The organism is Kluyvera sp. NPDC087067 (assembly GCF_044745165.1).
GTDB lineage: Bacteria > Pseudomonadota > Gammaproteobacteria > Enterobacterales > Enterobacteriaceae > Kluyvera.
The window spans coordinates 151,607-176,763 of sequence record NZ_JBIUZS010000006.1 but is presented as its reverse complement, the minus strand read 5'-3'; the positions used below and the strand labels follow the sequence as shown (position 1 = coordinate 176,763).

The following is a 25,157-nucleotide window of genomic DNA, read 5'->3' as shown; positions in this document are numbered from 1 at the left end:
GCGGGCCTGAGGGCTTAGATAGTGACCACGGCAATCAATGTGACGACCGTCAGAATAGTCGCCAGACCGTAGAACACCCATTTGCCGCTTGGCACGTGGATTTTCAGGTCGTGCATCGCATGGTGAATACGGTGCAGGCCGCACCACAGCGGTAGGACGACCATCAGGAACAGGAACACCCGGCCGATAAAGCTGCTGGCAAAGGCCAGCACGCGCTCATAGCTCAGCGCATCGCCCGGGAATAGCCCCAGCGGAAGCAGAATGCCAACCAGCAGGATAATCACCGGCGCAATGATGGCGCTCCACATGCCGCCTGCGCCAAACAGGCCCCAGAAGACCGGCTCGTCAGAACGTTTTGGATTTGGATTGATCACAATAGTCTCCTTACCAGAACAGCGCGACAAACAAAATGACCACGGTGACGATAGCCGTCACCACCCACAGCCCTTTAATCACCGGCTCTGGCCCCATTTTCTCGCTTTTTACGATGATGTTCGCGGCTTTTGGCGCCAGTTCAAACCAAGTTTTGGTATGAAGTAGGGCCGCAGCGAGCACGATCAGGTTCAAAATGACGATAATAGGATTTTGCAGGAAGCCGACAAAATTAGCCCAGGTTTCCGGGCCGTGCTTGAGGGCGAAGATCCCATACATCAGTTCAAGACTGAACCAGACCGCTGGCACCGCCGTCCCTTCACGCAGCATATAGAAGCGATAAAACGGCAGATTTTTCCACCAGGTAGACGGCATCGGCCGTACATAGGGTTTGCGTTTAGTCGTCATCATGCACTCCTTAGCGTGGTTTCAGGGTGGCGATAAGAAAGTCTTTCGAGCTTTCCACTTTGCTCTGCTGAATAGCGGCGGCGGGATCGACGTGTTTTGGGCACACTTCGGAGCAGTAGCCGACAAAGGTGCAGGTCCATACGCCATTCTGGCCGTTAAGCTGCGCCATACGTTCTTTCTTACCGTGGTCGCGGCTGTCTTCGTTGTAGCGGTGCGCAAGCGTTATGGCCGCCGGGCCGATGAACTCAGGGTTCAGACCAAACTGTGGGCAGGCCGCATAGCACAGACCGCAGTTGATGCAGCCGGAGAACTGATGGTATTTCGCCATCTGCGCCGGGGTTTGCGTGTTCGGCCCCTGATCCGGCGTGCGCGGGTTGCCGATGATATACGGCTTAATCGCTTCCAGACTCTCGATAAAGTGGGTCATATCGACCACCAGATCGCGTTCGATCGGGAAGTTAGCCAGCGCTTCCACCTTCAGACCTTTGGTGTATTCGCGCAGGAAGGTTTTACAGGCCAGCTTCGGCACCTTGTTGACCATCATGCCGCAGGAGCCACAGATAGCCATACGGCAAGACCAGCGGTAGCTCAGGTCTGGTGCGAGATTGTCTTTGATGTAGCCCAGCGCATCGAGCAGTGACGTCTGCTCATCGTACGGCACTTCATAGAAGGCGCTGTGCGGTGCGCTGTCTACTTCCGGGTTGTAGCGCACAATCTCAATTTTGATAGTTTGCATCTCAGCCATTCGCCTTCTCCTTCTTATCGGCCGCTTCGGCTTCAGCACCGTAGACGCGTTTGGCCGGTGGCAGGGTGGTGATCTTCACATCGCTGTAGTCGAGGCGGGTGGTGCCGTCGGCGTCGCGGAAGGCGAGGGTATGCTTGAGGAAGTTAACGTCATCACGCTCGGTACAGCCTTCGTCCAGACGCTGATGTGCGCCGCGCGACTCTTTACGCGCCATCGCGGAGTGCGCCATACATTCGGCAACGTTCAGCCCGTGGCCCAGCTCAATGGTATAAAGCAGGTCGGTGTTGAACACGCTGGAAGTGTCGGTCACGCGCACGCGCTTGAAGCGCTCTTGCAGTTCGGCCAGCTTATCGATGGTTTTCTGCATCAGTTCCGGCGTACGGTAAATCCCGCAGCCTTCTTCCATCGACAGACCCATTTCGTCGCGGATCTTCGCCCAGTTTTCGTTGCCTTCCTGGTTCACGACGGCCTTCAGGCGATTTTCAATGTCGCTAACCTGTGCATCCAGCGCGCTGCCGTTGGCTTCACCGACCGTTGCGGCACGCGCCATTGCCTGCTCGCCCGCCATGCGGCCAAAGACGACCAGTTCTGCCAGCGAGTTGGAGCCCAGACGGTTTGCGCCGTGCAGCCCAACGGAAGAACATTCACCCACGGCGAACAGCCCTTTAATGCGGGTTTCGCAATGCTGGTCGGTTTCGATACCGCCCATCGTGTAGTGTGCGGTTGGACGTACCGGAATCGGCTCTTTCACCGGGTCGACGCCGACGTAGGCTTTCGCCAGTTCGCAGATAAACGGTAAACGTTCCAGCAGCTTTTTCTCGCCGAGGTGGCGCAGGTCAAGGTAAACCACGTCGCCGCGCGGCGTGGAGATGGTGTTGCCTTTACGCCATTCGTGCCAGAAGGCCTGAGAAACTTTGTCGCGCGGACCCAGCTCCATGTATTTATTCTTCGGCTGGCCGAGCGGGGTTTCTGGGCCCATGCCGTAATCCTGTAGATAACGGTAGCCATCTTTGTTGACCAGAATACCGCCTTCACCACGGCAGCCTTCAGTCATCAGAATGCCGGAACCCGGCAGGCCGGTTGGGTGATACTGGACAAACTCCATATCACGCAGCGGTACGCCGTGGCTTAACGCCATACCCATACCATCACCGGTGACGATGCCGCCGTTGGTGTTGTAGCGATAGACGCGACCCGCGCCGCCGGTCGCCATTACCACGGCGTTAGCGCGAATTTGCACCAGCGTGCCTTCCATCATATTCATCGCCACCAGGCCTCGGGCCTGACCGTCGTCGACCAGAATATCGAGGACGAAATGTTCATCAAAGCGTTGAATTTGCGGGAACTGAAGGGAGGTCTGGAACAGGGTGTGCAGCATGTGGAAGCCGGTTTTATCGGCGGCGAACCATGTACGCTCGATTTTCATGCCACCGAAGCGTCGGACGTTAACGCTACCGTCTGGACGACGGCTCCACGGGCAGCCCCATTGTTCGAGCTGGGTCATTTCGGTTGGGCAATGGTGGACGAAGTAATCGACAACATCCTGTTCGCAAAGCCAGTCGCCACCGGCGACGGTGTCGTGAAAATGGTATTCGAAGCTATCATGGTCCTGTGCGACGGCGGCGGAGCCACCTTCAGCGGCAACCGTGTGGCTGCGCATAGGATAAACTTTAGAGATCAACGCGATTTTGGCTTTTGGATTGGCCTGGGCTGCTGCGATAGCAGCACGTAATCCAGCGCCACCCGCACCTATAATGGCAAGATCGGCTTGAAAGGTTTGCACGACATTCCTCCAGATTATTGTTATTTCACAACACGCTACGCGGGGGATATCACATAGCCTGGCGTAAAAACGTTTCCACTGCTCCTTTATGGGTAAAGCAGTATACCCGTGAGGTCGTCAGGGAAATTTGACGTGTTCGATTTTTTTATCGTTATGTGCGCTTTATTTATCACTGTAGCTGATGAATTACGTTGTGGAATTACCTGGGAAAATCCTCTTTGCCGTAATGCGGGAAATGCTGGGCAAAATTTGTGTCATTTGATGCTTGAGGGTAGACTTCGTGCCCTTGTCTGAAATCGGAGAAAAAAACATGAGCGAGACGGCAACCTGGCAGCCGAGCGCATCCATCCCAAACCTGTTAAAACGCGCGGCGTTGATGGCGGAAATTCGTCGTTTCTTTGCTGACCGCGGTGTACTGGAGGTGGAGACGCCTTGTATGAGCCAGGCAACGGTGACTGACGTCCATTTAGTCCCGTTTGAGACTCGCTTTGTTGGCCCGGGGCACTCCCAGGGCATGAACCTGTATCTGATGACCAGCCCGGAATACCATATGAAGCGCCTGCTGGCGGCGGGCTGTGGCCCTGTGTTCCAGCTGTGCCGCAGCTTCCGTAATGAAGAGATGGGGCGTCACCACAATCCAGAATTCACCATGCTGGAGTGGTATCGTCCGCACTTCGACATGTATCGTCTGATAAACGAAGTTGATGATTTGCTGCAGCAGGTACTGGAAACGCAGCCAGCGGAAAGTCTCTCCTATCAGCAGGCGTTCCAGCGTCATCTGGAAATCGATCCGCTGTCAGCGGACAAAGCCCAGCTGCGTGAAGTGGCGGCAAAGCTTGATTTGAGCAACATCGCCGAGACGGAAGAAGACCGCGATACGCTTTTACAGCTGCTATTTGCGATGGGCGTAGAGCCGCACATCGGCAAAGACAAGCCGACGTTCGTTTATCACTTCCCGGCAAGCCAGGCGTCGCTTGCGCAGATTAGCGCGGAAGATCACCGTGTCGCTGAGCGTTTTGAGGTGTACTACAAAGGAATCGAGCTGGCGAATGGCTTCCATGAGCTGACCGATGCTCGCGAACAGCAGCAGCGCTTCGAGCAGGATAACCGCAAGCGCGTGGCGCGTGGCCTCCCGGCGCAGCCTATCGACCAGAACCTGTTAGATGCGCTGGCGGCGGGGCTGCCGGACTGTTCCGGCGTGGCGCTGGGCGTTGACCGCCTGGTGATGCTGGCGCTCGGTGCTGAACAACTGTCTGACGTACTGGCATTCAGTGTAGATCGGGCATAAGCCTGATTAAATACATTTCTGCAACATAAAATGGCGCTTAATGCGCCATTTTCTAGTTATTAATTTCAAAATTCCCTCTTATGGTCACAAGATTCGTCTGGCTATTTGCTATCATCCCGCCAGCAATTTCTCGCGTCGATTTTCCGCTGCTTTGCCTTTGCAAGCCTGCCGCGCGATGCCGCTCGATGTGTTAAAAACAGTCCAGAGTAAGGGATGGTCACATGACCCAATCAATAAAAAAGATGAGCCTTATTGGCCTCATCCTCATGATATTCACCTCAGTTTTTGGTTTTGCCAATAGCCCCTCAGCATTTTACCTGATGGGCTACAGCGCCATTACCTGGTATATATTTTCCGCACTTTTATTCTTTATTCCATTCGCTTTAATGATGGCTGAAATGGGATCGGCCTACCGCAAGGAAGAGGGCGGTATCTATTCGTGGATGAATAATAGCGTTGGCCCACGCTACGCATTTATTGGCACCTTTATGTGGTTCTCCTCCTACGTTATCTGGATGGTGAGCACCTCAGCGAAAGTGTGGGTGCCGTTCTCGACCTTCCTGTTTGGTGCAGACATGACGCAGCACTGGGGCGTTGCCGGGCTTGCCTCAACGCAGGTAGTGGGGCTGTTGGCCGTGGTGTGGATGATATTAGTGACCACCGTCGCGGCCAAAGGGATTAATAAAATCGCCCGTATTACCGCCGTTGGCGGTATTGCCGTAATGTGTCTGAATTTGGTTTTATTGTTCGTGAGCATTGCCATTTTGTTATTAAATGGCGGCCACTTTGCGCAGCCGATTAATTTCACCGCTTCGCCAAATCCGGGTTATCAGTCCGGGCTGGCGGTATTATCGTTCGTGGTATTTGCTATTTTCGCTTATGGCGGTATTGAAGCCGTCGGTGGTCTGGTGGACAAAACCGACAAACCGGAGAAGAACTTTGCGAAAGGAATTATCTTTGCGGCAATTGTTATTTCGATTGGTTATTCACTGGCCATATTCCTGTGGGGCGTGAGTACTAACTGGCAGCAAATTTTAAGCGACCATTCGGTTAACCTCGGCAACATTACCTACGTGCTGATGACCAGTCTGGGCACTACGCTTGGCAATGCGTTGCACCTGCCGCCTGACGTGGCCGCTACGGTCGGCGTATGGTTTGCTCGTATTACCGGGCTGTCGATGTTCCTTGCCTATACCGGCGCTTTCTTCACGTTAAGCTACTCGCCGCTGAAGGCGATTATTCAGGGTACGCCAAAGGCGTTGTGGCCGTCGTCGATGACCCGTCTCAACGAAAACGGTATGCCGTCGACGGCGATGTGGATGCAGTGTGCGCTGGTCAGTTTGTTCATTCTGCTGGTCTCTTTTGGCGGCGATACCGCTTCCGCGTTTTACAACAAGTTGACGCTAATGGCGAACGTCTCGATGACCTTACCGTATCTGTTCCTGGCGCTGGCCTTCCCGTTCTTTAAAGCCAAAATGGATCTCGAGCGTCCGTTCGTGATGTTTAAAACGAAGGCGTCTACGTGGCTTGCCACCACGGTCGTGGTGCTGGTGGTGACGTTCGCCAACATCTTTACCGTGATTCAGCCGGTGATTGATGCGGGCGACTGGAGCAGCGCGCTGTGGATGATGGGTGGACCGGTCTTCTTCTCGCTATTAGCGATGGCGATTTATGAGAACTACCATCGCCGCGTTAACCGTCAGCCGGAGCTGGTGGCGGAGTAACGTTGGATGCCGGAGGGTAGCTGGCAGAAAGGTAGCTCGGCCCAACAACTTGACGCCGGGAACTCCCCGGAGTCGCTGCTTGCGCACCTCGTCCGGGCGACAATTTAGGTAGGCCGGATAAGGCGAAGCCGCCATCCGGCAATCTGCATAGTAGTGCCTGATGGCGCGCAGCTTTCAGGCACTACCCGGTGCTTACAAACTTCCCGGCTGGCGAGTTCTCCCCGCCGACGTCAACGTATTCGCCGTTTTCTTCCCATTCAGGCTCTCCAGGCGCATCTGGAACGGTGGGAATGGCATATCGATACCGTGCTGACGGAAACCGGCCAGAATCAGCTGGTGCAGCTCATGGCGCAGCGGCATACGGTGTCCCATTTCGGCAGCGTAGATACGCAGTTCGAAAATCTGAATCCCCTGCTGTAAGTCGACGAGGAACGCTTCCGGCGCCGGGGTATCAATGACCAGCGAGCAGCGTTGTGCGGCGGTGAGCAGGATTTGCGCCACCTCTTCGCTGTTGGCGTCGGACGGCGCGGGAATGCTTAACACCACGCGGGTGACCGAATCCGACAGCGACCAGTTAATAAACTGCTCGGTGATAAAGGCCTTATTCGGCACGATAATCTCTTTGCGGTCCCAGTCGCTGATGGTGGTGGCGCGGGTATTAATTTTTGTCACGCTACCGGTCAAATCACGAATCGTCACCGTATCGCCGATACGAATCGGCTTTTCAAACAGGATAATCAAGCCGGAGATAAAGTTGGCGAATATCTCCTGTAAGCCAAAGCCCAACCCCACACCGAGGGCCGCGACCAGCCATTGTAGCTTCGCCCATTCAATCCCAATCATTGAGAATCCGACCAGGCCACCTATCAGCAGTAACAGATATTTGGTGATGGTGGTGATGGCATAGCCGGTGCCCGGCGTGAGCGACAGGTGTTGCAGGATGGCAAGCTCAAGCAGTGCCGGTAAGTTACGCACAAGCTGAGTGGTGATAATCAACACCAGAATGGCAATCAGCACCGCGCCGAGGGTAATCGGCTCAATGCTCTCCACGCCTTGTACGGTGGAAGTGACGTCCCACAGCGAAATGTTCTCAAGGAAGCCGAACGCCGAGTGAATTTCCGACCACAGGATAATGACCGACACCAGAGCAACCAGCATCAGGATTGACCGCACCAGGCGCAATGATTGTTCGCTGATCGTATCGAGATTCACCTCACTGACTTCCATCTCTGCCGCGCCCTCAAGGCTTGATGGATGCGGCTCCTCTTCGCCACGGGCACGGTGCGCCAGCATCTCAGCACGCTTATTCTTGGCGCGCTCAAACGCCAGACGGCGGCGCTGAATCAGCATCCAGCGGCGGATGACGTGATAAATCACCAGCAGCAGGAACCAGATGGCGACCGATGTTTCAAGGCGTGCCAGCAGCGCTTGTGAGGTGGCGAGATAACCGACGGCGGCGGCAAAAATGGCGACCAGCGGCGCGCCAATCATCAGGTTCCACAGCAGGCTGTTGACCCGATTATCCCCATTGCCCTCTTTATCGAGATACAGCGGTATCCCTGCGCGCTTAAGACTGAGCGTCACTATCGCTAACGCGCCGCAGATCAACATAAAGCACAGCCTGCCGAGCGACGCCGAGAATTCGCGGTCGTTGAGATTATCGAACATGATCAACGCCATAATCAGCGGCACGATAAGCCCGATGCTCATCAGGTAATAGCGCATGGCGCGGGCAACGCGATTTTGCGGCCAGCCGAAGTGCACGATAAACAGGCCGTTGGTGCGGGCAAAGGTGGCGCAGATCATCACCACCCACAGCAGCGGCACGGTGGCGGTGACGCCATCGCCTATCGCCACTGCCAGCGGGAAGGGCCAGGCCTCCTGAAGGCCGTATCCCAGCGTGGCCCATAACACTGGTAACGGGGATGCCACCAGTATCGACCAGAAAACGGTGCGCATGGTGAGCCAGAAGTGATCCTGGGTGACTTTGCCGACCCGCGCGCTGGAGCGCTCAAGGAAGCGCGTGAAGTGCTTACGCGAGCTAATGCTAAAACCGACCAACAGCAGTGCGGCAAATAGCGGCAGTAAGGTCTGGCGGCTGGTGAGCATCATCATGCTGGCCTTACCGAGCTGGCTGACGGTATCCAGCGAGATCAGACGACGCAGGTCTTGTACGATTTCCAGCGGCCAACTGAAGTCGATAGGGCGAACGTCGGAAGTCCAGAACAGATAGCGGTGCGTGGCCTCGTTAACCTCTTTCAAGGCATCTTCCAGCTGGCTGTTAGAGACTTTCAGCTTGGTTAATTCGAGGATCAGCGTATCGCCGCCTTGCAGCAGTGAATTCAACAATTCGCGCTGGGTACGCAGCTGCGCTTCAAGAATACGATTCTGCTCGCTGGTGAGCGGCTGGCCGTCAACCTGATTAATCTGCCGGAGCTGCGGCTGTTTATTCAGCAAATCTTCATAACGTAGACGATGGACGCGAAGTTGCGCCATTTCGGTGTCAAGTTGCTGAGGCTTCGGCATTTCAGGCAGACGTGAAACCTGGGCGCGTAGCGCCTCACCCAACAGATTCGAGGCGCCGAGCCACTGGGACTGTTCGCGGAGGGTGTTGAGCGCCTGACGCACCTGAAGGGTCTGATTGGTGGCTTGACGCTGCTGCGAGGCAACGAGATCCATACGTTGCGCCTGCTGATTCAGCGCCTGGGACAATTCACGGTTAATCTTAAACTGATTGACGATACCAACCGGCAGGTTCTCGCTGTTTTCTGCCAGCAGTTCGGTGCTCTCAAGCGCCCGTTCCGCTTCTTGCTGACGCTGGCTGTTCAACTGATTACGCAATGCCTGGAGATAGGCATCAAGCTGCTCACTCTGCTTTTGCGCCAGCTCTGAACGCATACGCGACAGCTCCTGGCGGTTATTAGCTGAAAGCTGCGCCAGCTCCAGCTCATCAACCAGCGCTTTAAGTTTACTGGACTCGGCTTGCAGACTGAGCGCCTGCGCTTGCGCCAGTGGGGTATTGCCCGGCGTCGCGCCGATACGGCGCTCAACGTCATTTAACTGGCGGCGGGCGTCGGTTTGTTGTTGAGGCAGTTGGTTAACGGAATCGGCAATATCGCGCGCGCGTTCCTGCTCCTGCTGGGCAATGCGGCTTTTTTCCAGCAGTTGGCTGCTAACCTGCAAAATCTCCTGGTTTAGCGCATCCGAACTCATCCCTTCTGGCGCAGAGCGAGGTTCATCGCGCAGGTTGTTCAACTGGTTGCGCAGCGTCTGGGAGAGTTTGGGGAAGTTGTCGATAACCTGCTGATACTGAGCGGCGCGCTCGAGGGAGCCTTTTTGCTCCTCAAGCGCGGTCAGTGCATTTTGTAATGCCTCTACGGTTTCAGGCTGAGCGGGCTTGGCCGCTTTCGCCTGTTCCAGTTCCTGGGCAATTTGTCGGGCGTTGGGGGCCGTCGCTGCGTACGCCCCCTGGCTGAGGCACCAGGCCATCAGTAACGTGATAATCAGGCGCACATCAAAACCCTTTTTCAGTGATTAACTTTGCTCTTTTTTATCGTCAGTCAGAGGAGCGGCCTTTGGCTCAACAACCACTTCTTCAACCGGCTGTACGCTGCTTTTCGGTTCCGTTGCCACAGCGGGTTCAACCACAACTTCTGGCTCAGCCACAACTTCCGATTCAACGATAACTTCCGTTTCTACGACAGGCTCTGGCGTAACGACGACTTCGGGTTCAGCCACAACTTCAGGCTCGACAACGGCTTCGGTAGAGATAGCCAGCGGCTCGCCCAGTTTGGTAACGGAGAGATTTTGCAGCTGCTCAGCCAGCTTCACTTTGCCCGGGGCGAACAGGTTGATTACCGTAGAACCCAGCTTGAAGCGGCCCATTTCCTGGCCTTTCAGCAGCGCGATAGAACCTTCCTCATCACCGGCAGGGTACGTCCAGCGCTTGATCACGCCTTCACGCGGTGGGGTAACGGTACCCGACCATACGGTTTCGATACTGCCGACAATCGTCGCGCCAACCAGAATCTGCGCCATTGGGCCAAATTCAGTGTCGAACAGGCAGATGACGCGTTCGTTACGGGCAAACAGATTCGGGACGTTTTGTGCCGTCAGGTGGTTCACGGAGAACAGATCGCCCGGGACGTAAATCATCTCGCGCAGGATACCGTTACACGGCATGTGTACGCGGTGATAGTCGCGCGGTGACAGGTAGGTTGTGGCAAATGTCCCGTTACGGAACAGGTCGGCCATGATGTAGTTACCCGCTAGCAACGCTTCCAGCGAGTAGTTGTGGCCTTTAGCCTGCAGAATCTTGTCGCCTTCGATAGCGCCCAACTGGCTGATAACGCCATCGGCTGGCATCACCAGTACGTTTGGATCGGTATTGAGCGGACGAACCTCATCACGCAGCGGACGAACGAAGAAATCGTTGAAAGTGCGGTAGCTGGCGGTATCCGGCTTCTGCGCTTCGTTCATGTCGACCTTGTAGAACTTCACAAACAGATCGATTACCAGTTTAGTCAGCCATCCCGCTCGTTTGCTTGCACCCCAGCCTGCGAGACGCGTAAGCCACAGTTTAGGCAGAATGTATTGCAGTGAAAGTTTAAACGAGTTTAACAAGGTAGCCTCCAGGCCAATATGTGTCGTTCCAGATCCGACGCGATAGTCGGATCTTAATGAGAAAAGCGGCCGATTCTAGCGATTGTTGGCGAGAATGTCAGTCGGCAAAATCATAGTTCTCATTTATCGGTCTCTGAAAAGTTTTTACGCGTTTTTACCTGCGCCATACTGTCCAGAATGTGGTGGTAATGTTCAAAACGTGATTCGGCAATTTTGCCGTTCTCGACGGCTTCACGAATCGCACAACCCGGATCGTTGTCGTGCTTGCAGTCGCGATATTTGCACAGACCAAGATAGTCATGGAATTCGACAAATCCATTGGTCACTTGTTCCGGCTCAAGGTGCCACAAACCAAATTCACGCACGCCCGGGGAGTCAATCACGTCGCCGCCGTGCGGGAAGTGATACAGGCGCGCCGCCGTGGTGGTGTGCTGTCCCAGACCGGAAACGTTAGAAACGTCGTTGGTCAGGATACTGTCGTCGCTTAACCCTAACAACGCGTTAAGCAGACTGGATTTGCCCACCCCGGATTGCCCGGCAAAAATGCTGATGCGGTTAGTTAACGCCTCTTCGAGTGGCTTTAAGCCATCTTGAGTATGGCTTGAAGCCATCAGAACGCGATAACCAATATTGCGATAAATATCCATCTGCTCGTTGACGAACGCCATGCCTTCATCGTCCAGCAAATCGATTTTATTCAAAACCAGCAGCGGTTCTACGTCGAGCGTTTCGCAAGCCACCAGATAACGGTCGATAATATTCAGCGACAGCTCTGGCAAAATAGCGGACACGATGACGATTTGATCGATATTGGCGGCGATGGGTTTCACGCCGTCATAAAAGTCCGGGCGCGTCAGAACCGAGGTGCGTTCGTGTACCGCTTCCACGATACCTTTGACTCGGACGCCTTCAGCGGCGGCTTTACCTGGACGCCAGACCACGCGGTCGCCGGTGACCAGTGAGCGAATGGTGCGACGGATATTGCAGCGGTGGGTTTCGCCATCGGCGGACTCCACGTCGGCGTGCATACCGAAGCGACTAATGACGATCCCTTCGGCGGCTTCGCCAAACAGGTTATCGTCGAAATCGGGCTTCTCTTTCGTGGTTGTTAAGCGGCGCTGGTGGTTAGCCGATACGCGACGCTGCTGACCTTTGGAGAGTTTATTTTTACTCAATCGTGCTGACTCCTGGTCGCCCGTGCTGGGCAAAACCTCTATGATACACGCTAATTAATACGAGTTAACCCGTCGCGTCTTGTTTGCGGCAGGTCAGACAGAAGGGTGGAAAATAACATGAGTGCAGATGAAAACAACCTGATTTGGATCGATCTGGAGATGACCGGCCTGAATCCCGAGCGCGATCGCATTATCGAAATCGCCACGCTGGTGACCGACGCACAGCTCAATATTCTGGCGGAAGGGCCGACTATTGCCGTCCATCAATCGGATGAACAACTGGCGCTGATGGACGACTGGAACGTGCGTACCCATACCGGCAGCGGGCTGGTTGAGCGTGTAAAGGCCAGTACCCTTGGCGATCGTGAAGCCGAACTGGCGACGCTGGAGTTTCTGAAAAAATGGGTGCCGGAAGGTAAATCGCCGATTTGCGGGAACAGCATCGGTCAGGATCGTCGCTTCTTGTTTAAATACATGCCGGAGCTGGAAGCCTACTTCCACTATCGCTATCTGGATGTGAGCACCTTAAAAGAGCTGGCGCGTCGTTGGAAGCCGGAAATTCTGCCTGGCTTTAAAAAGCAGGGCACTCACCAGGCGATGGATGATATTCGCGAATCGGTGGCGGAACTCGCCTACTACCGCGAACATTTTATTCAGCTTTAACGTGCTAACGGGATGAATTGGCGATAGAATAGGCAGATTGCCGATTTATCCAGCACTTGAACGATAAATTCAAAAAATCGCTTCAAGGGGGGTTGCAGGGGGAAAGAATTCTCGTATAATGCGCCTCCCGTAACGAAGCAGAAATGCGAATTACGACAGCAACAAAAATTGCCAGATTTTGCGGGAATAGCTCAGTTGGTAGAGCACGACCTTGCCAAGGTCGGGGTCGCGAGTTCGAGTCTCGTTTCCCGCTCCAAAAATTTGAAAGCAGTACAGCACCAAGCACCTAAATGCGGGAATAGCTCAGTTGGTAGAGCACGACCTTGCCAAGGTCGGGGTCGCGAGTTCGAGTCTCGTTTCCCGCTCCAAAATTTGAAAGCAGTACAGCACCAAGCACCTAAATGCGGGAATAGCTCAGTTGGTAGAGCACGACCTTGCCAAGGTCGGGGTCGCGAGTTCGAGTCTCGTTTCCCGCTCCAAATTTTTCTTCCAAAACAAAATCACTTCCACAATGCGTTAAGCCATTGAGGTTGTTTTTTCGTTTCTGAAATACTCTTGTAAACAGAGTTATCCACAGCCTTTCACCGCGTTGTCAGCATGCAGATCTTTTTAAGATTTTTGCTGATTTAGTTATCTTATTGAAATATAAGACGATATATCATTTCAAAATGTTAGCGAGATCGCTTGACGAACTTAGGCATGTTGAAACGCAATGTGTTTTTATTTTTACCCACAGGCTGTGAATAGTTTACGCGTCGCGCGGTAAACCTTTTTCAACCACTCTCACCAGCCGCTGTTTTTTCGGCAGTTGCACTTCAACCGCGCCGTCATTGCGTCGCGCAATTTGCTGCGCAATAGCCCACTCAATGTGTTCATCGAGTAGTGGGTGCTCACCTCTACGACTTTCAAGCGCGTTTAACGCAGCAATGCTCCACGGGGCGTTACCCAGCGCGACGGCGATATTGCGTAACCAGCGTAAATGGCCGATACGGCGAATTGCCGACCCTTCCGTCACTTTCAGAAACCACGCCTCGGTCCAGGCGAACAGTTCGATAAGCTCAGGCGAGTGCAGCGCTTGTCGTGGACTGAAGTCCGCCTCGTCGGTTAACTGTGAAAAACGGTTCCACGGACAAATGAGCTGGCAATCGTCACAACCGTAGATACGGTTGCCGATGAGTGGGCGAAACTCTTCCGGGATGGCACCTTCCAGTTCAATCGTCAGGTAGGAGATGCAGCGACGGGCGTCAACGGTGTACGGCTCAACAATCGCGCCGGTCGGGCAAATGGTCATGCAGGCCACGCAGCGCCCGCACTCTTCGGCAACAGGTTTATCGATAGGGAGTGGGATATCCACCAGCAGTTCACCGAGGAAGAAGAACGATCCGGCATCGCGGTTCAGGATTAGCGAGTGCTTACCGGTCCAGCCAATTCCGGCTTTTTCAGCCAAAGGACGTTCAAGAATAGGCGCGGAGTCAACAAAGGGTCTAAAATTCAGCGAGACACACTGTTCCTGAATCATTTCACCGAGCTTTTTAAGACGGTTACGCAACAGCTTATGATAATCGCGCCCCAGGGCATAACGGCTGACGTAACCGAGTTCGGGGTTTTTCAGCGTGCGGGCAAAAGCCGCATTGGCGGGAAGATAGTTCATACGAACGCTAATCACCCGGAGCGTACCGGGCTGCAGTTCGTGAGGACGGGCGCGCATCATGCCGTGGCGTGCCATCCAATCCATCTCGCCGTGGTATTGTTTATCCAGCCATGCCTGTAGCTTAGGTTCGGCTTCGCTGAGATCAGTATCGGTAATACCGACCTGCTGAAAACCGAGTTCAGTGCCCCATTGTTTGATTTGTTGCGCTAATTGATTGAGATCGAGGGGCTGTGACATGACGGACCATACATTGACAAGAATCCCCCAAAGTATACCACACTCCATATGGCCTGCGGACGAACTGCGTCGCGCCGAAAAAACGGCGGCACAGAGTCTGGGGCTTTCCCTGTATGAACTGATGCAACGGGCGGGCCAGGCGGCGTTCGACGTGGCGCGTGCGGCCTATCCTGTTGCGCGGCACTGGCTGATTTTGTGCGGTCATGGCAATAACGGCGGCGATGGTTACGTGGTCGCTCGTCTGGCGATGGCGGCGGGAATGCGCGTGACCTTGCTGGCGCAGACCTGCGATAAACCATTGCCGCCAGAAGCACATAGCGCGCGCGAGGCGTGGCTGGCTTGCGGTGGCGAGATTCATCCGGCTGATATTCATTGGCCACGGGATGCGGACTTAATTATCGACGGTCTGCTGGGTACTGGCCTGCAAAGCGCGCCGCGCGATAACGTGGCTAGACTGATTGAACAAGCCAATGATTTTCCCGCGCCGATTATCGCGCTGGATATTCCGTCCGGGCTCAACGCTCAAACCGGCACCACGCCAGGCGCGGTAATCCACGCGGCTCAAACGATAACCTTTATCGCCCTCAAGCCGGGATTATTAACCGGGAAAGCGCGTGACGTGGTGGGGCAACTTCACCACCATGCGCTGGGGCTCGAAGCGTGGCTTGCAGAACAACCAATACATATTCACCGTATGGATGCTTCCCAGCTGGCGCAGTGGTTCACCGTGCGGCGTCCGACTTCCCACAAAGGGGATCATGGGAAACTGGTGGTGATTGGCGGCGACCACGGCACCGCAGGGGCGATTAGAATGACGGGGGAAGCGGCGCTGCGCGCGGGGGCAGGGCTTGTCAGAGTGCTGACGCGCGCTGAAAATATTGCCCCGATAATCACCGCCCGCCCGGAGCTGATGGTGTCTGAACTGACGCCGCAGTCGCTGGATGAAAGCCTGGAATGGGCGGGCGCGGTGGTGATTGGCCCCGGCCTCGGCCAGGCAGCATGGGGAAAACAGGCGCTGCGTAAAATCGACAATTTCCGTAAACCCACGCTGTGGGATGCCGACGCGCTGAACCTGCTGGCAATCAACCCTGATAAACGTCACAATCGCGTGATCACGCCGCATCCCGGAGAAGCCGCCCGTCTACTGAACTGTAAGGTTGCAGAAATTGAGAGCGATCGCTTACTTTCTGCACAGCGTCTGGTACAACGGTACGGAGGTACTGTGGTGCTGAAAGGCGCAGGCACGATTGTCGCCAGTGAATGCGGTGTGAGCAGTATTATTGATGCCGGAAATGCCGGCATGGCCAGTGGTGGGATGGGTGATGTGCTATCCGGCATCATCGGCGCATTGCTGGGGCAGGCATTATCGCCGTATGATGCAGCTTGCGCGGGGTGTATCGCCCACGGTGCCGCTGCCGATGAACTGGCGGCGCGCTACGGCACTCGCGGTATGCTAGCGACCGATCTTTTTTCCACGCTACGGCGTGTTGTTAACCCGGATGTGATTGACGTAAACCATGATTAATCGAGTGATTCCTTTAGCTGACGAGCAGGCGACCCTTGACCTTGGCAACCGAGTGGCGCAGGCCTGCGCTGGCGCAACGGTCATCTATCTGTATGGCGATTTAGGCGCTGGTAAAACCACCTTTAGCCGTGGTTTTCTCCAGGCGTTGGGCCATAAGGGTAACGTCAAAAGTCCCACCTATACCCTGGTTGAGCCTTATCAGCTTACCGATCTCATGGTCTACCACTTTGATTTGTACCGCCTTGCGGATCCCGAGGAGCTCGAATTTATGGGGATCCGCGATTACTTTGCTAACGATGCCATTTGCCTGGTGGAATGGCCGCAACAGGGCACCGGTGTTCTGCCCGAGCCGGATATCGAAATACACTTAGATTACCAGGCGCAAGGGCGTGAGGCGCGCATCACTGCGGTCTCCTCATTAGGTGAGTCTCTGCTGGCGCGGTTTGCCGGTTAATTTTAGGGATCGCAGGATGATTTTTCGCGCAAAAGGGTGGTTAGTCGCCGCGCTGATGCTGGTGGGTGCACCGGCAGTGGCGGCGAGCTTGTCGGATATCCAGGTAGCGAACAGTGAAACGCAGGCGCGGATCACGTTCAGCTTTATGGGCGATCCAGAATATAACTTTAGCCAGGATGACAAACGCAGCGTCGTGCTGGATATCAAGCAAACGGGCGTGATACAGGGATTGCCGCTGCGCTTTAGCGGCAACAACCTGGTGAAAGCGATTCGTTCGGCGACGCCCAGAGACGATCAATCGTTACGCCTGGTGGTCGACCTAACGGAAAACGGCAAAACGCGGGCAGTGAAACAGCAAAACGGCGCCAACTATACCGTGGTGTTCACCATTAATGCGGATGTGCCGCCACCTCCACCGCCGCCACCTGTGGTGGTTAAGCGGGTGGAAACGCCGGTGATTGCGTCCACGCCAAGCCAGCCTGCGCGTAACCCGTTCAGCGGTAATAGTTCCGGGCGCGTAGCAACCGAGCGGCAACCGGCTATTACCAGCACCATTACGCCTACGCCGCGTCCAGCAGCGCGCGCCAGCAGTACGCCTGGCGATAAAGTGATCATTGCCATTGACGCCGGTCACGGTGGTCAGGATCCTGGCGCCATTGGCCCGGGCGGTACGCGTGAGAAGAACGTGACCATCGCCATTGCGCGTAAGCTCAGGACGTTGTTAAACGACGATCCGATGTTCCGTGGCGTATTGACGCGCGACGGTGACTATTTTATTTCGGTGATGGGGCGCTCGGATGTGGCGCGTAAACAAAACGCTCACTTCCTGGTGTCGATTCACGCCGATGCCGCGCCAAATCGCGATGCCACCGGGGCTTCCGTGTGGGTGCTGTCAAACCGTCGCGCTAACACGGAAATGGCCGGCTGGCTGGAGCAGCATGAGAAGCAGTCCGAACTGCTGGGCGGAGCGGGTGATGTGCTGGCGAACAGCCAGGCTGACCCTTATCTGAGTCAGGCGGTGCTGGATCTGCAATTCGGTCATTCCCAGCGGGTAGGGTATGATGTGGCGACCAGCGTTATCAGCCAGATGCAACGGGTCGGGAATTTGCATAAGCGTCGCCCGGAACATGCCAGCCTCGGCGTGCTGCGTTCGCCGGATATTCCGTCGATACTGGTTGAAACCGGCTTTATCAGTAATAGCGGCGAAGAGCGCCTGCTGGGCAGCGATGAGTACCAGCAGAAAATTGCTGACGCCATTTATACCGGTTTACGTAACTATTTTACGGCGCATCCGATACAATCCGGCCCTCGTGATGAACAGTCGCAAACCGCCAGCGCCGCGTCAACTAACAGGACGCTCGTTAACTAAGGAGTTTTCATGCCGATTCAGGTTTTACCGCCACAGCTTGCCAACCAGATTGCTGCGGGTGAAGTGGTGGAGCGTCCTGCATCGGTAGTGAAAGAGCTGGTCGAAAACAGTCTTGATGCGGGCGCGACCCGCATCGACATTGATATCGAACGCGGCGGTGCCAAACTTATTCGCATTCGTGATAACGGCTGCGGGATTAAAAAAGACGAGCTGGCGCTGGCGCTGGCGCGTCATGCCACCAGTAAAATCACATCGCTCGACGACCTTGAGGCCATTGTCAGCCTCGGTTTTCGCGGTGAAGCGCTGGCGAGCATCAGCTCGGTTGCCCGTCTGACCCTGACTTCGCGTACCGCCGAGCAGCAGGAAGCCTGGCAAGCCTACGCGGAAGGTCGCGACCAGGCGGTGACGGTCAAACCGGCGGCGCATCCGGTTGGCACCACGCTGGAAGTGCTGGATCTGTTCTACAACACCCCTGCGCGGCGCAAATTTATGCGCACCGAAAAAACCGAATTTAACCACATCGATGAGATTATCCGCCGCATTGCGCTGGCGCGCTTTGATGTGAGCTTCAACCTGACCCATAACGGTAAAGCCATCCGCCAGTATCGGGCGGTAGCCGACGGCGCATCGAAAGATCGTCGCCTCGGCGCGATTTGCGGCGTGCCGTTTCTCGAACACGCGCTGGCAATCGAGTGGCAGCATGGCGATTTAGCGCTGCGCGGCTGGGTTGCCGACCCCCATCACACCACCGCGGCGCTGGCGGAAATTCAGTACTGTTACGTCAACGGACGCATGATGCGCGACCGGCTGATTAACCATGCCATTCGTCAGGCGTGTGAAGATAAGCTCGGCGCGAATGAACAGCCTGCTTTCGTGCTGTATCTGGAAATCGATCCCCATCAGGTGGATGTGAATGTGCATCCGGCGAAGCATGAAGTGCGATTCCATCAGTCGCGGCTGGTGCATGACTTTATCTATCAGGGCGTGCTGAGCGTGCTGCAACAGCAGCTGGAAACGCCGCTGCCGCTGACGGCAGAAGATGAACCCGCACCGCGAACGCTGCCGGAAAATCGTATCGCTGCCGGACGCAACCAGTTTGCCGAACCTGCGGTGGCCCGCGAACCCGAAGCGGCGCGTTATTCGTCGGCTGCCGGCGGCGCAAGCTCCCGAGGCAGTAGCCATGGCGGTGGAGCAAGCTGGCCGAACGCGCAGCCGGGTTATCAAAAACAGCAGGGCGCGCTGTATCGCCAGCTGCTGGAAACGCCAGTGAGTCGCTCGGAACCCGCTAAGCCAGCGGTGGATAACCTTGAGGGACACAGCCAGAGTTTCGGCCGCGTACTCGCGATTGTGGCCGACACCTGCGCGCTTCTTGAGCGTAACGGAAAACTGAGCGTGTTAGCCTTGCCGGTGGCGGAACGCTGGCTGCGGCAGGCGCAGCTTACGCCGGGTGAGGCGACGATTTGCGCCCAGCCGCTGTTGATCCCTCTGCGGCTTAAAGCGCGTGAAGAGGAACGTAAAACGTTGCAGGAAGCGCAGGCGACGCTGAGTCTTTTGGGTATTGAAATTCTGCTGGAAGGGCAGCACGTCACCGTCCGCGCCGTGCCTTTACCCTTACGGCAACAAAATTTACAAATCTTGATTCCTGAACTGATAGGCTACCTGGTGGGACAAATTGATATTGATGCCGGGAATATTGCGCAGTGGCTGGCCCGAAATCTGGCAAGCGATCACGCGCAGTGGAACATGGCGCAGGCGATTGCCATGCTGGCGGACGTTGAACGTCTTTGCCCGCAGCTTGTCAAATCCCCACCAGGTGGTCTGTTACAACCTGTTGATTTAGATTCTGCGATGAATGCGTTAAGAAATGAGTGATGTGACCGAGGCGAGCCTGCCTAAGGCAATTTTTTTGATGGGGCCCACGGCTTCGGGCAAAACGGCGTTGGCAATTGAATTACGTAAAGTTTTGCCAGTTGAGTTGATTAGTGTCGATTCAGCCCTTATTTATCAAGGGATGGATATCGGCACCGCCAAGCCTTCCGCGGAAGAGCTTCAGGCCGCCCCGCATCGATTACTGGATATTCTCGATCCGTCGCAGGCCTACTCGGCGGCGGATTTCCGCCGTGATGCGTTAGCGCAAATGGCAGAGATCACCGCAGCCGGGAGAATTCCCCTGCTGGTGGGCGGCACCATGTTATATTTCAAGGCGTTGCTTGAAGGTTTATCCCCGCTGCCTTCAGCCGACCCGGAAGTCCGGGCGCGGATTGAACAGCAGGCGGCAGAGCAAGGATGGATGGCGCTGCATCAGCAGTTGCGGGAGATAGACCCCGTTGCCGCCGAGCGTATTCATCCAAATGATCCGCAAAGACTTTCCCGAGCACTGGAAGTTTTTTTCATTTCGGGTAAAACTTTAACGGAGCTGACACAAACGTCAGGAGACGCTCTGCCCTACAAGGTGCATCAGTTCGCCATCGCCCCGGCGAGCCGTGAACTGCTCCATCAGCGCATTGAGCAGCGTTTTCATCAGATGTTAGCTTCAGGTTTTGAAGCAGAAGTGCGAGCGCTATTTGCTCGCGGAGATTTGCATACGGATATGCCTTCCATTCGTTGTGTGGGATACCGCCAGATGTGGTCTTACCTTGAAGGCGAGATTTCATATGATGAAATGGTTTATAGAGGAGTTTGTGCCACGAGGCAGCTAGCGAAGCGCCAGGTAACGTGGTTACGCGGTTGGGATGGCGTTCATTGGTTAGATAGTGAGCAGCCAGAGCAGGCGTTTAGCCAGGTGATGCAGGTAGTGGGTGCTAGTACCGATTGAATGTGTACAATTGGGTCGTATCGTGCGCAATTTTCGAATCGTAAGGTTCATACGCAAATCGCTCAGGCGTTGCCTGGATGACGAAGTGTATAAGTACAAATAAGCATATAAGGAAAAGAGAGAATGGCTAAGGGGCAATCTTTACAAGATCCGTTCCTGAACGCATTGCGTCGGGAACGAGTTCCAGTTTCTATTTATTTGGTGAATGGTATTAAGCTGCAAGGGCAGATTGAGTCTTTTGATCAGTTCGTGATCCTGTTGAAAAACACGGTCAGCCAGATGGTCTATAAGCACGCAATTTCTACCGTTGTTCCGTCACGTCCGGTTTCCCATCATAGCAACAATGCTGGCGGCGGCACAGGTAGCAACTACCACCACGGTAGCAACGCGCAGGGTTCTGCGCCGCAAGACAGCGAAGAAACCGAGTAAGGTTGAAGGCTGTTAATCCAAGTCGGGGAGCCGGTTTTTGTTCTATGACTTTTTCGTTGCAGGAAGGCTAATGCGCCTGCGGCTTAAAGGACGAGGAGCATCCGGGTTCCCCGCTGGTATTTCAGGAGATATAACGCTTGTTTGACCGTTATGACGCCGGTGAGCAGGCGGTGCTGGTACACATCTATTTTACGCAAGACAAAGATATGGAAGACCTCCAGGAGTTTGAATCTCTGGTCTCTTCCGCCGGCGTCGACGCATTGCAGGTGATTACTGGTAGCCGTAAAGCCCCGCACCCAAAGTATTTTGTTGGTGAAGGTAAGGCTGTCGAAATTGCGGAAGCCGTAAAAGCGACAGGCGCTTCCGTTGTGCTGTTTGATCATGCACTAAGCCCCGCGCAGGAACGTAATCTCGAACGTTTGTGTGAATGTCGAGTTATTGACCGTACGGGTTTGATTTTAGATATTTTTGCCCAACGTGCGCGTACCCATGAAGGTAAGCTACAGGTTGAGCTCGCGCAGTTACGCCACCTGGCAACACGCCTGGTGCGCGGCTGGACGCACCTTGAAAGACAAAAAGGCGGGATCGGTTTGCGTGGCCCGGGTGAAACCCAGCTCGAAACTGACCGTCGTTTACTGCGTAATCGTATTATGCAAATTCTCTCGCGTATCGAGAGAGTAGCCAAACAGCGTGAGCAAGGACGCCGTTCTCGCGTCAAGGCTGATGTGCCGACGGTATCGCTCGTGGGATACACCAACGCCGGTAAATCGACGCTGTTTAACCACCTGACTGAAGCGGAGGTTTACGCCGCCGATCAGCTGTTCGCCACCCTCGATCCGACCCTGCGTCGTATTGATGTTGCGGATGTAGGTGAAACGGTATTAGCCGATACCGTTGGTTTTATTCGCCACCTGCCGCATGACCTGGTCGCGGCGTTTAAAGCCACATTGCAGGAAACGCGCGAAGCAACGCTTCTGCTCCATGTTATCGATGCAGCGGACGTTCGCGTACAGGAAAATATCGACGCGGTTGATACCGTCCTTGAAGAGATCGACGCGCACGAGATCCCGACTCTGCTGGTGATGAACAAAATCGATATGCTCGATGAGTTCGAACCCCGCATTGACAGGGACGAAGAGAACAAACCTATCCGGGTGTGGCTGTCTGCACAAACCGGGGTAGGCGTACCGCTCCTTTTTCAGGCGTTAACGGAACTGCTCTCCGGTGAAGTCGCGCAGCACACGCTGCGTCTACCTCCACAGGCGGGGCGTTTGCGTAGTCGCTTTTATCAGCTTCAGGCAATCGAAAAAGAGTGGTTGGAGGATGACGGTAGCGTCAATTTGCAGGTACGTATGCCGATTGTCGACTGGCGCCGCCTCTGTAAACAAGAACCGACACTGGCAGACTACGTCGTCTGACGGTGCTGCTTGCCTGAAAAAATTAGCCCTTTGGGCACCCAGCGGTTCAGATCGCCTCAACGCGACGGCGACAACCAGGATGGAGTCGCGGTCAACAGCGAAAAGATCTGAACTGGGAAAAGGTATATCACCGCATAACAAATATGGAGCATAAACATGGCGTGGAATCAGCCCGGTAATAACGGACAAGACCGCGACCCGTGGGGGAGCAGCAATAATCAAGGCGGCAACTCTGGGGGAAATGGAAATAAAGGCGGTCGCGATCAGGGGCCACCGGATTTGGATGATATCTTCCGTAAACTGAGCAAGAAGCTTGGTGGTTTTGGGGGCGGTAAAAGCGGCTCCGGCGGCGGTAATTCTTCTCAGGGGTCTCGTGCTCCGATGGGCGGCCGCATTGTCGGTATCGCAGCAGCAGCCGTGGTCGTTATCTGGGCGGCCAGCGGTTTCTATACCATTAAAGAAGCGGAACGTGGTGTTGTCACTCGTTTTGGTCAGTTCAGCCATCTGGTTGAGCCGGGCCTGAACTGGAAGCCAACCTTCATTGATGAAGTCACTCCGGTGAACGTAGAAGCGGTTCGCGAACTGGCAGCCTCCGGCGTGATGCTGACCTCCGACGAAAACGTCGTGCGCGTGGAAATGAACGTGCAGTATCGCATCACCGATCCGCGACGCTATCTGTTTAGCGTGACCAGCGCCGATGACAGTCTGCGTCAGGCAACCGACAGCGCCCTGCGTGGCGTTATCGGTAAATACACCATGGATCGCATTCTGACCGAAGGTCGTACCGTGATTCGTAGCGATACGCAGCGCGAGCTGGAAGAAACCATCCGCCCGTACAACATGGGTATTACTCTGCTGGACGTCAACTTCCAGGCCGCTCGTCCGCCGGAAGAAGTGAAAGCCGCGTTTGACGATGCGATTGCCGCGCGTGAGAACGAGCAGCAGTACATCCGTGAAGCGGAAGCGTACACCAACGAAGTGCAGCCACGTGCCAACGGTCAGGCGCAGCGTATTCTGGAAGAAGCGCGTGCGTATAAGACTCAGACCGTACTGGAAGCACAGGGTGAAGTGGCGCGTTTCGCCAAGATCCTGCCGGAATATAAAGCCGCACCGCAGATTACCCGCGAGCGTCTGTATATCGAGACCATGGAAAAAGTACTGAGCCATACCCGCAAAGTGCTGGTTAGCGACAACAAAAATGGCAACCTGATGGTTCTGCCACTGGATCAGATGCTGAAAAGTGGAAATGCCCCAGCGGCAAAGAGCGATAGCAGTGGTGCCAACAACCTGTTGCGCCTGCCGCCTGCGTCCTCATCCAGCAGCACTAGTGCAAGCAGCACGCCGTCTGCCAGTCAGGGCAACATCATGGACCAACGCCGCGCTAACGCGCAGCGTAACGATTACCAGCGTCAGGGGGAATAACGATGCGTAAGTCAGTTATCGCGATTATCATCATTGCGCTGGTAGTGCTTTACACCTCTATCTTCGTTGTTAAAGAAGGCGAGCGCGGAATTAAGTTCCAGTTCAGCAGCGTCGTGCGTGACGGAGATAAGAAGCCGTTGATTTATGAGCCGGGCCTGCACTTTAAGGTTCCGTTCATTCAGTCGGTGAAAATGCTTGATGCCCGTATCCAGACGATGGATAACCAGGCAGACCGCTTTGTGACTAAAGAGAAGAAAGACCTGATCGTCGACTCTTACATCAAGTGGCGCATCAGCGATTTCAGCCGTTACTTCCTCGCGACCGGCGGCGGTGACGTCTCCCAGGCCGAAGTTCTGCTGAAACGTAAGTTCTCTGACCGTCTGCGTTCTGAGATTGGTCGTCTGGACGTGAAAGACATCGTCACCGACTCCCGTGGTCGTCTGACGCTGGAAGTTCGCGACGCATTGAACTCCGGTTCTTCCGGTGCCGATGACGAAGTGGCAACGCCAGCGGCGGATAATGCGATTGCAGAAGCCGCGGAGCGTGTTGAGCAGCAGGCGAACATCAAAGGCCCAACCATTAACCCGAACAGTATGGCGGCGTTAGGGATTGAAGTGGTCGATGTGCGTATCAAGCAGATCAACCTGCCGGCTGAAGTGTCAGAAGCGATTTACAACCGTATGCGCGCTGAGCGTGAAGCCGTTGCCCGTCGTCACCGTTCACAAGGTCAGGAAGAGGCAGAAAAACTGCGCGCTACCGCTGACTATGAAGTGACGAAAACGCTGGCAGAAGCCGAACGTCAGGGCCGTATTATGCGCGGTGAAGGCGATGCTGAAGCGGCTAAACTGTTCGCCGATGCGTTCAGTCAGGATCCAGACTTCTATGCCTTTATCCGTAGCCTGCGTGCTTATGAAGCCAGCTTCAACGGCAACCAGGACGTCATGGTACTGAGCCCGGACAGCGACTTCTTCCGCTACATGAAGACGCCAGGTAACGCGACGCGCTAATTGCGCAGACGCGTAAACAAAACCACCGACTCTTCCGGGAGTCGGTGGT

20 protein-coding genes and 3 tRNA genes are annotated in these 25,157 nt (G+C 55.2%); 15 read left to right on the top strand and 8 right to left on the bottom strand.

Going from position 1 to position 25,157, the window contains the following annotated elements:
- Window positions 1-14: 14 nt before the first annotated feature.
- Genes frdD through frdA form a run of 4 tightly spaced genes read right to left on the bottom strand, consistent with a single transcriptional unit; the run spans window position 15 to window position 3,308 of the window.
- Complete coding sequence (gene frdD / locus ACIPDS_RS16430) at window positions 15-374, bottom strand: fumarate reductase subunit FrdD (RefSeq protein ID WP_166516578.1); 360 nt, start codon at window positions 372-374, stop codon at window positions 15-17.
- A gap of 10 nt (window positions 375-384) precedes the next feature.
- On the bottom strand, window positions 385-780 hold the full coding sequence (gene frdC, locus ACIPDS_RS16425) for a fumarate reductase subunit FrdC (RefSeq protein WP_166516712.1): 396 nt from the start codon (window positions 778-780) through the stop codon (window positions 385-387).
- 10 nt (window positions 781-790) lie between these two features.
- Window positions 791-1,525 (bottom strand): succinate dehydrogenase/fumarate reductase iron-sulfur subunit, encoded by a 735-nt coding sequence (locus tag ACIPDS_RS16420; protein ID WP_400737954.1) that lies wholly within the window; start codon window positions 1,523-1,525, stop codon window positions 791-793.
- Window positions 1,518-3,308, bottom strand: a complete 1,791-nt coding sequence (gene frdA / locus ACIPDS_RS16415; RefSeq protein ID WP_400737951.1) for a fumarate reductase (quinol) flavoprotein subunit — start codon at window positions 3,306-3,308, stop codon at window positions 1,518-1,520. The genes ACIPDS_RS16420 and frdA overlap by 8 nt, the downstream gene beginning before the upstream one ends.
- A 310-nt stretch (window positions 3,309-3,618) precedes the next feature.
- Between frdA and epmA the strand changes: the two genes are divergently transcribed.
- Window positions 3,619-4,596, top strand: a complete 978-nt coding sequence (gene epmA / locus ACIPDS_RS16410; protein WP_400737948.1) for an elongation factor P--(R)-beta-lysine ligase — start codon at window positions 3,619-3,621, stop codon at window positions 4,594-4,596.
- 221 nt (window positions 4,597-4,817) lie between these two features.
- On the top strand, window positions 4,818-6,320 hold the full coding sequence (yjeM, locus tag ACIPDS_RS16405; protein WP_400737945.1) for a glutamate/gamma-aminobutyrate family transporter YjeM: 1,503 nt from the start codon (window positions 4,818-4,820) through the stop codon (window positions 6,318-6,320).
- Window positions 6,321-6,512: 192 nt separating this feature from the next.
- Here yjeM and mscM read toward each other — a convergent pair whose 3' ends face one another.
- The 3 genes from mscM to rsgA all read right to left on the bottom strand — a co-directional run bounded on the left by mscM (window position 6,513) and on the right by rsgA (window position 12,118).
- Complete coding sequence (gene mscM, locus ACIPDS_RS16400) at window positions 6,513-9,833, bottom strand: miniconductance mechanosensitive channel MscM (RefSeq protein WP_400737942.1); 3,321 nt, start codon at window positions 9,831-9,833, stop codon at window positions 6,513-6,515.
- 21 nt (window positions 9,834-9,854) lie between these two features.
- On the bottom strand, window positions 9,855-10,943 hold the full coding sequence (asd, locus tag ACIPDS_RS16395) for an archaetidylserine decarboxylase (protein WP_400737940.1): 1,089 nt from the start codon (window positions 10,941-10,943) through the stop codon (window positions 9,855-9,857).
- A 119-nt stretch (window positions 10,944-11,062) separates the two neighbouring features.
- Complete coding sequence (gene rsgA, locus ACIPDS_RS16390; RefSeq protein ID WP_400737937.1) at window positions 11,063-12,118, bottom strand: small ribosomal subunit biogenesis GTPase RsgA; 1,056 nt, start codon at window positions 12,116-12,118, stop codon at window positions 11,063-11,065.
- Between the two features lie 117 nt (window positions 12,119-12,235).
- Between rsgA and orn the strand changes: the two genes are divergently transcribed.
- The 4 genes from orn (at window position 12,236) to ACIPDS_RS16370 (ending at window position 13,260) form a co-directional block, all read left to right on the top strand.
- Window positions 12,236-12,781 carry an oligoribonuclease gene (gene orn / locus ACIPDS_RS16385; RefSeq protein WP_400737934.1) on the top strand — a complete coding sequence of 182 codons (546 nt, stop codon included), beginning with the start codon at window positions 12,236-12,238 and terminating at the stop codon, window positions 12,779-12,781.
- A gap of 180 nt (window positions 12,782-12,961) precedes the next feature.
- A tRNA-Gly gene (locus tag ACIPDS_RS16380) sits at window positions 12,962-13,037 on the top strand.
- 36 nt (window positions 13,038-13,073) lie between these two features.
- Window positions 13,074-13,149, top strand: a tRNA-Gly gene (locus ACIPDS_RS16375).
- 35 nt (window positions 13,150-13,184) lie between these two features.
- Window positions 13,185-13,260, top strand: a tRNA-Gly gene (locus ACIPDS_RS16370).
- 269 nt (window positions 13,261-13,529) lie between these two features.
- Here the strand turns inward: ACIPDS_RS16370 and queG are convergent.
- Entirely contained in the window at window positions 13,530-14,669 is a 1,140-nt protein-coding gene (gene queG / locus ACIPDS_RS16365) for a tRNA epoxyqueuosine(34) reductase QueG (RefSeq protein ID WP_400737931.1), read from the bottom strand.
- Between queG and nnr the strand changes: the two genes are divergently transcribed.
- The 9 genes from nnr to hflC all read left to right on the top strand — a co-directional run bounded on the left by nnr (window position 14,668) and on the right by hflC (window position 25,108).
- Window positions 14,668-16,194 (top strand): bifunctional ADP-dependent NAD(P)H-hydrate dehydratase/NAD(P)H-hydrate epimerase, encoded by a 1,527-nt coding sequence (gene nnr, locus ACIPDS_RS16360; protein ID WP_400737928.1) that lies wholly within the window; start codon window positions 14,668-14,670, stop codon window positions 16,192-16,194. The two genes, queG and nnr, sit on opposite strands and share 2 nt — an antisense overlap.
- Entirely contained in the window at window positions 16,187-16,648 is a 462-nt protein-coding gene (gene tsaE / locus ACIPDS_RS16355; RefSeq protein ID WP_166516590.1) for a tRNA (adenosine(37)-N6)-threonylcarbamoyltransferase complex ATPase subunit type 1 TsaE, read from the top strand. The genes nnr and tsaE overlap by 8 nt, the downstream gene beginning before the upstream one ends.
- A 16-nt stretch (window positions 16,649-16,664) precedes the next feature.
- Window positions 16,665-18,017, top strand: coding sequence for an N-acetylmuramoyl-L-alanine amidase AmiB (gene amiB, locus ACIPDS_RS16350; protein ID WP_166516591.1), 1,353 nt, complete (start codon window positions 16,665-16,667; stop codon window positions 18,015-18,017).
- Window positions 18,018-18,026: 9 nt separating this feature from the next.
- Window positions 18,027-19,889 carry a DNA mismatch repair endonuclease MutL gene (gene mutL / locus ACIPDS_RS16345; RefSeq protein WP_400737923.1) on the top strand — a complete coding sequence of 621 codons (1,863 nt, stop codon included), beginning with the start codon at window positions 18,027-18,029 and terminating at the stop codon, window positions 19,887-19,889.
- Window positions 19,882-20,832, top strand: coding sequence for a tRNA (adenosine(37)-N6)-dimethylallyltransferase MiaA (miaA, locus tag ACIPDS_RS16340; protein WP_400737920.1), 951 nt, complete (start codon window positions 19,882-19,884; stop codon window positions 20,830-20,832). Before mutL ends, miaA begins: the two co-directional genes overlap by 8 nt.
- Window positions 20,833-20,955: 123 nt before the next feature.
- Window positions 20,956-21,261 carry an RNA chaperone Hfq gene (gene hfq, locus ACIPDS_RS16335; protein ID WP_035893326.1) on the top strand — a complete coding sequence of 102 codons (306 nt, stop codon included), beginning with the start codon at window positions 20,956-20,958 and terminating at the stop codon, window positions 21,259-21,261.
- Between the two features lie 137 nt (window positions 21,262-21,398).
- Window positions 21,399-22,679, top strand: a complete 1,281-nt coding sequence (hflX, locus tag ACIPDS_RS16330; protein ID WP_166516594.1) for a ribosome rescue GTPase HflX — start codon at window positions 21,399-21,401, stop codon at window positions 22,677-22,679.
- Between the two features lie 156 nt (window positions 22,680-22,835).
- Window positions 22,836-24,101, top strand: coding sequence for an FtsH protease activity modulator HflK (gene hflK, locus ACIPDS_RS16325; RefSeq protein ID WP_166516595.1), 1,266 nt, complete (start codon window positions 22,836-22,838; stop codon window positions 24,099-24,101).
- A gap of 2 nt (window positions 24,102-24,103) precedes the next feature.
- Window positions 24,104-25,108, top strand: a complete 1,005-nt coding sequence (hflC, locus tag ACIPDS_RS16320) for a protease modulator HflC (protein ID WP_166516596.1) — start codon at window positions 24,104-24,106, stop codon at window positions 25,106-25,108.
- Window positions 25,109-25,157 lie beyond the last annotated feature (49 nt).

Bases quoted from the DNA above. Each gene is read 5' to 3' on its own strand.
- frdC (WP_166516712.1), bottom strand. From the start codon at position 780: ATGACGACTAAACGCAAACCCTATGTACGGCCGATGCCGTCTACCTGG.
- ACIPDS_RS16420 (WP_400737954.1), bottom strand. From the start codon at position 1,525: ATGGCTGAGATGCAAACTATCAAAATTGAGATTGTGCGCTACAACCCG.
- epmA (WP_400737948.1), top strand. From the start codon at position 3,619: ATGAGCGAGACGGCAACCTGGCAGCCGAGCGCATCCATCCCAAACCTG.
- yjeM (WP_400737945.1), top strand. From the start codon at position 4,818: ATGACCCAATCAATAAAAAAGATGAGCCTTATTGGCCTCATCCTCATG.
- orn (WP_400737934.1), top strand. From the start codon at position 12,236: ATGAGTGCAGATGAAAACAACCTGATTTGGATCGATCTGGAGATGACC.
- nnr (WP_400737928.1), top strand. From the start codon at position 14,668: ATGACGGACCATACATTGACAAGAATCCCCCAAAGTATACCACACTCC.
- queG (WP_400737931.1), bottom strand. From the start codon at position 14,669: ATGTCACAGCCCCTCGATCTCAATCAATTAGCGCAACAAATCAAACAA.
- tsaE (WP_166516590.1), top strand. From the start codon at position 16,187: ATGATTAATCGAGTGATTCCTTTAGCTGACGAGCAGGCGACCCTTGAC.
- amiB (WP_166516591.1), top strand. From the start codon at position 16,665: ATGATTTTTCGCGCAAAAGGGTGGTTAGTCGCCGCGCTGATGCTGGTG.
- mutL (WP_400737923.1), top strand. From the start codon at position 18,027: ATGCCGATTCAGGTTTTACCGCCACAGCTTGCCAACCAGATTGCTGCG.
- miaA (WP_400737920.1), top strand. From the start codon at position 19,882: ATGAGTGATGTGACCGAGGCGAGCCTGCCTAAGGCAATTTTTTTGATG.
- hfq (WP_035893326.1), top strand. From the start codon at position 20,956: ATGGCTAAGGGGCAATCTTTACAAGATCCGTTCCTGAACGCATTGCGT.
- hflK (WP_166516595.1), top strand. From the start codon at position 22,836: ATGGCGTGGAATCAGCCCGGTAATAACGGACAAGACCGCGACCCGTGG.
- hflC (WP_166516596.1), top strand. From the start codon at position 24,104: ATGCGTAAGTCAGTTATCGCGATTATCATCATTGCGCTGGTAGTGCTT.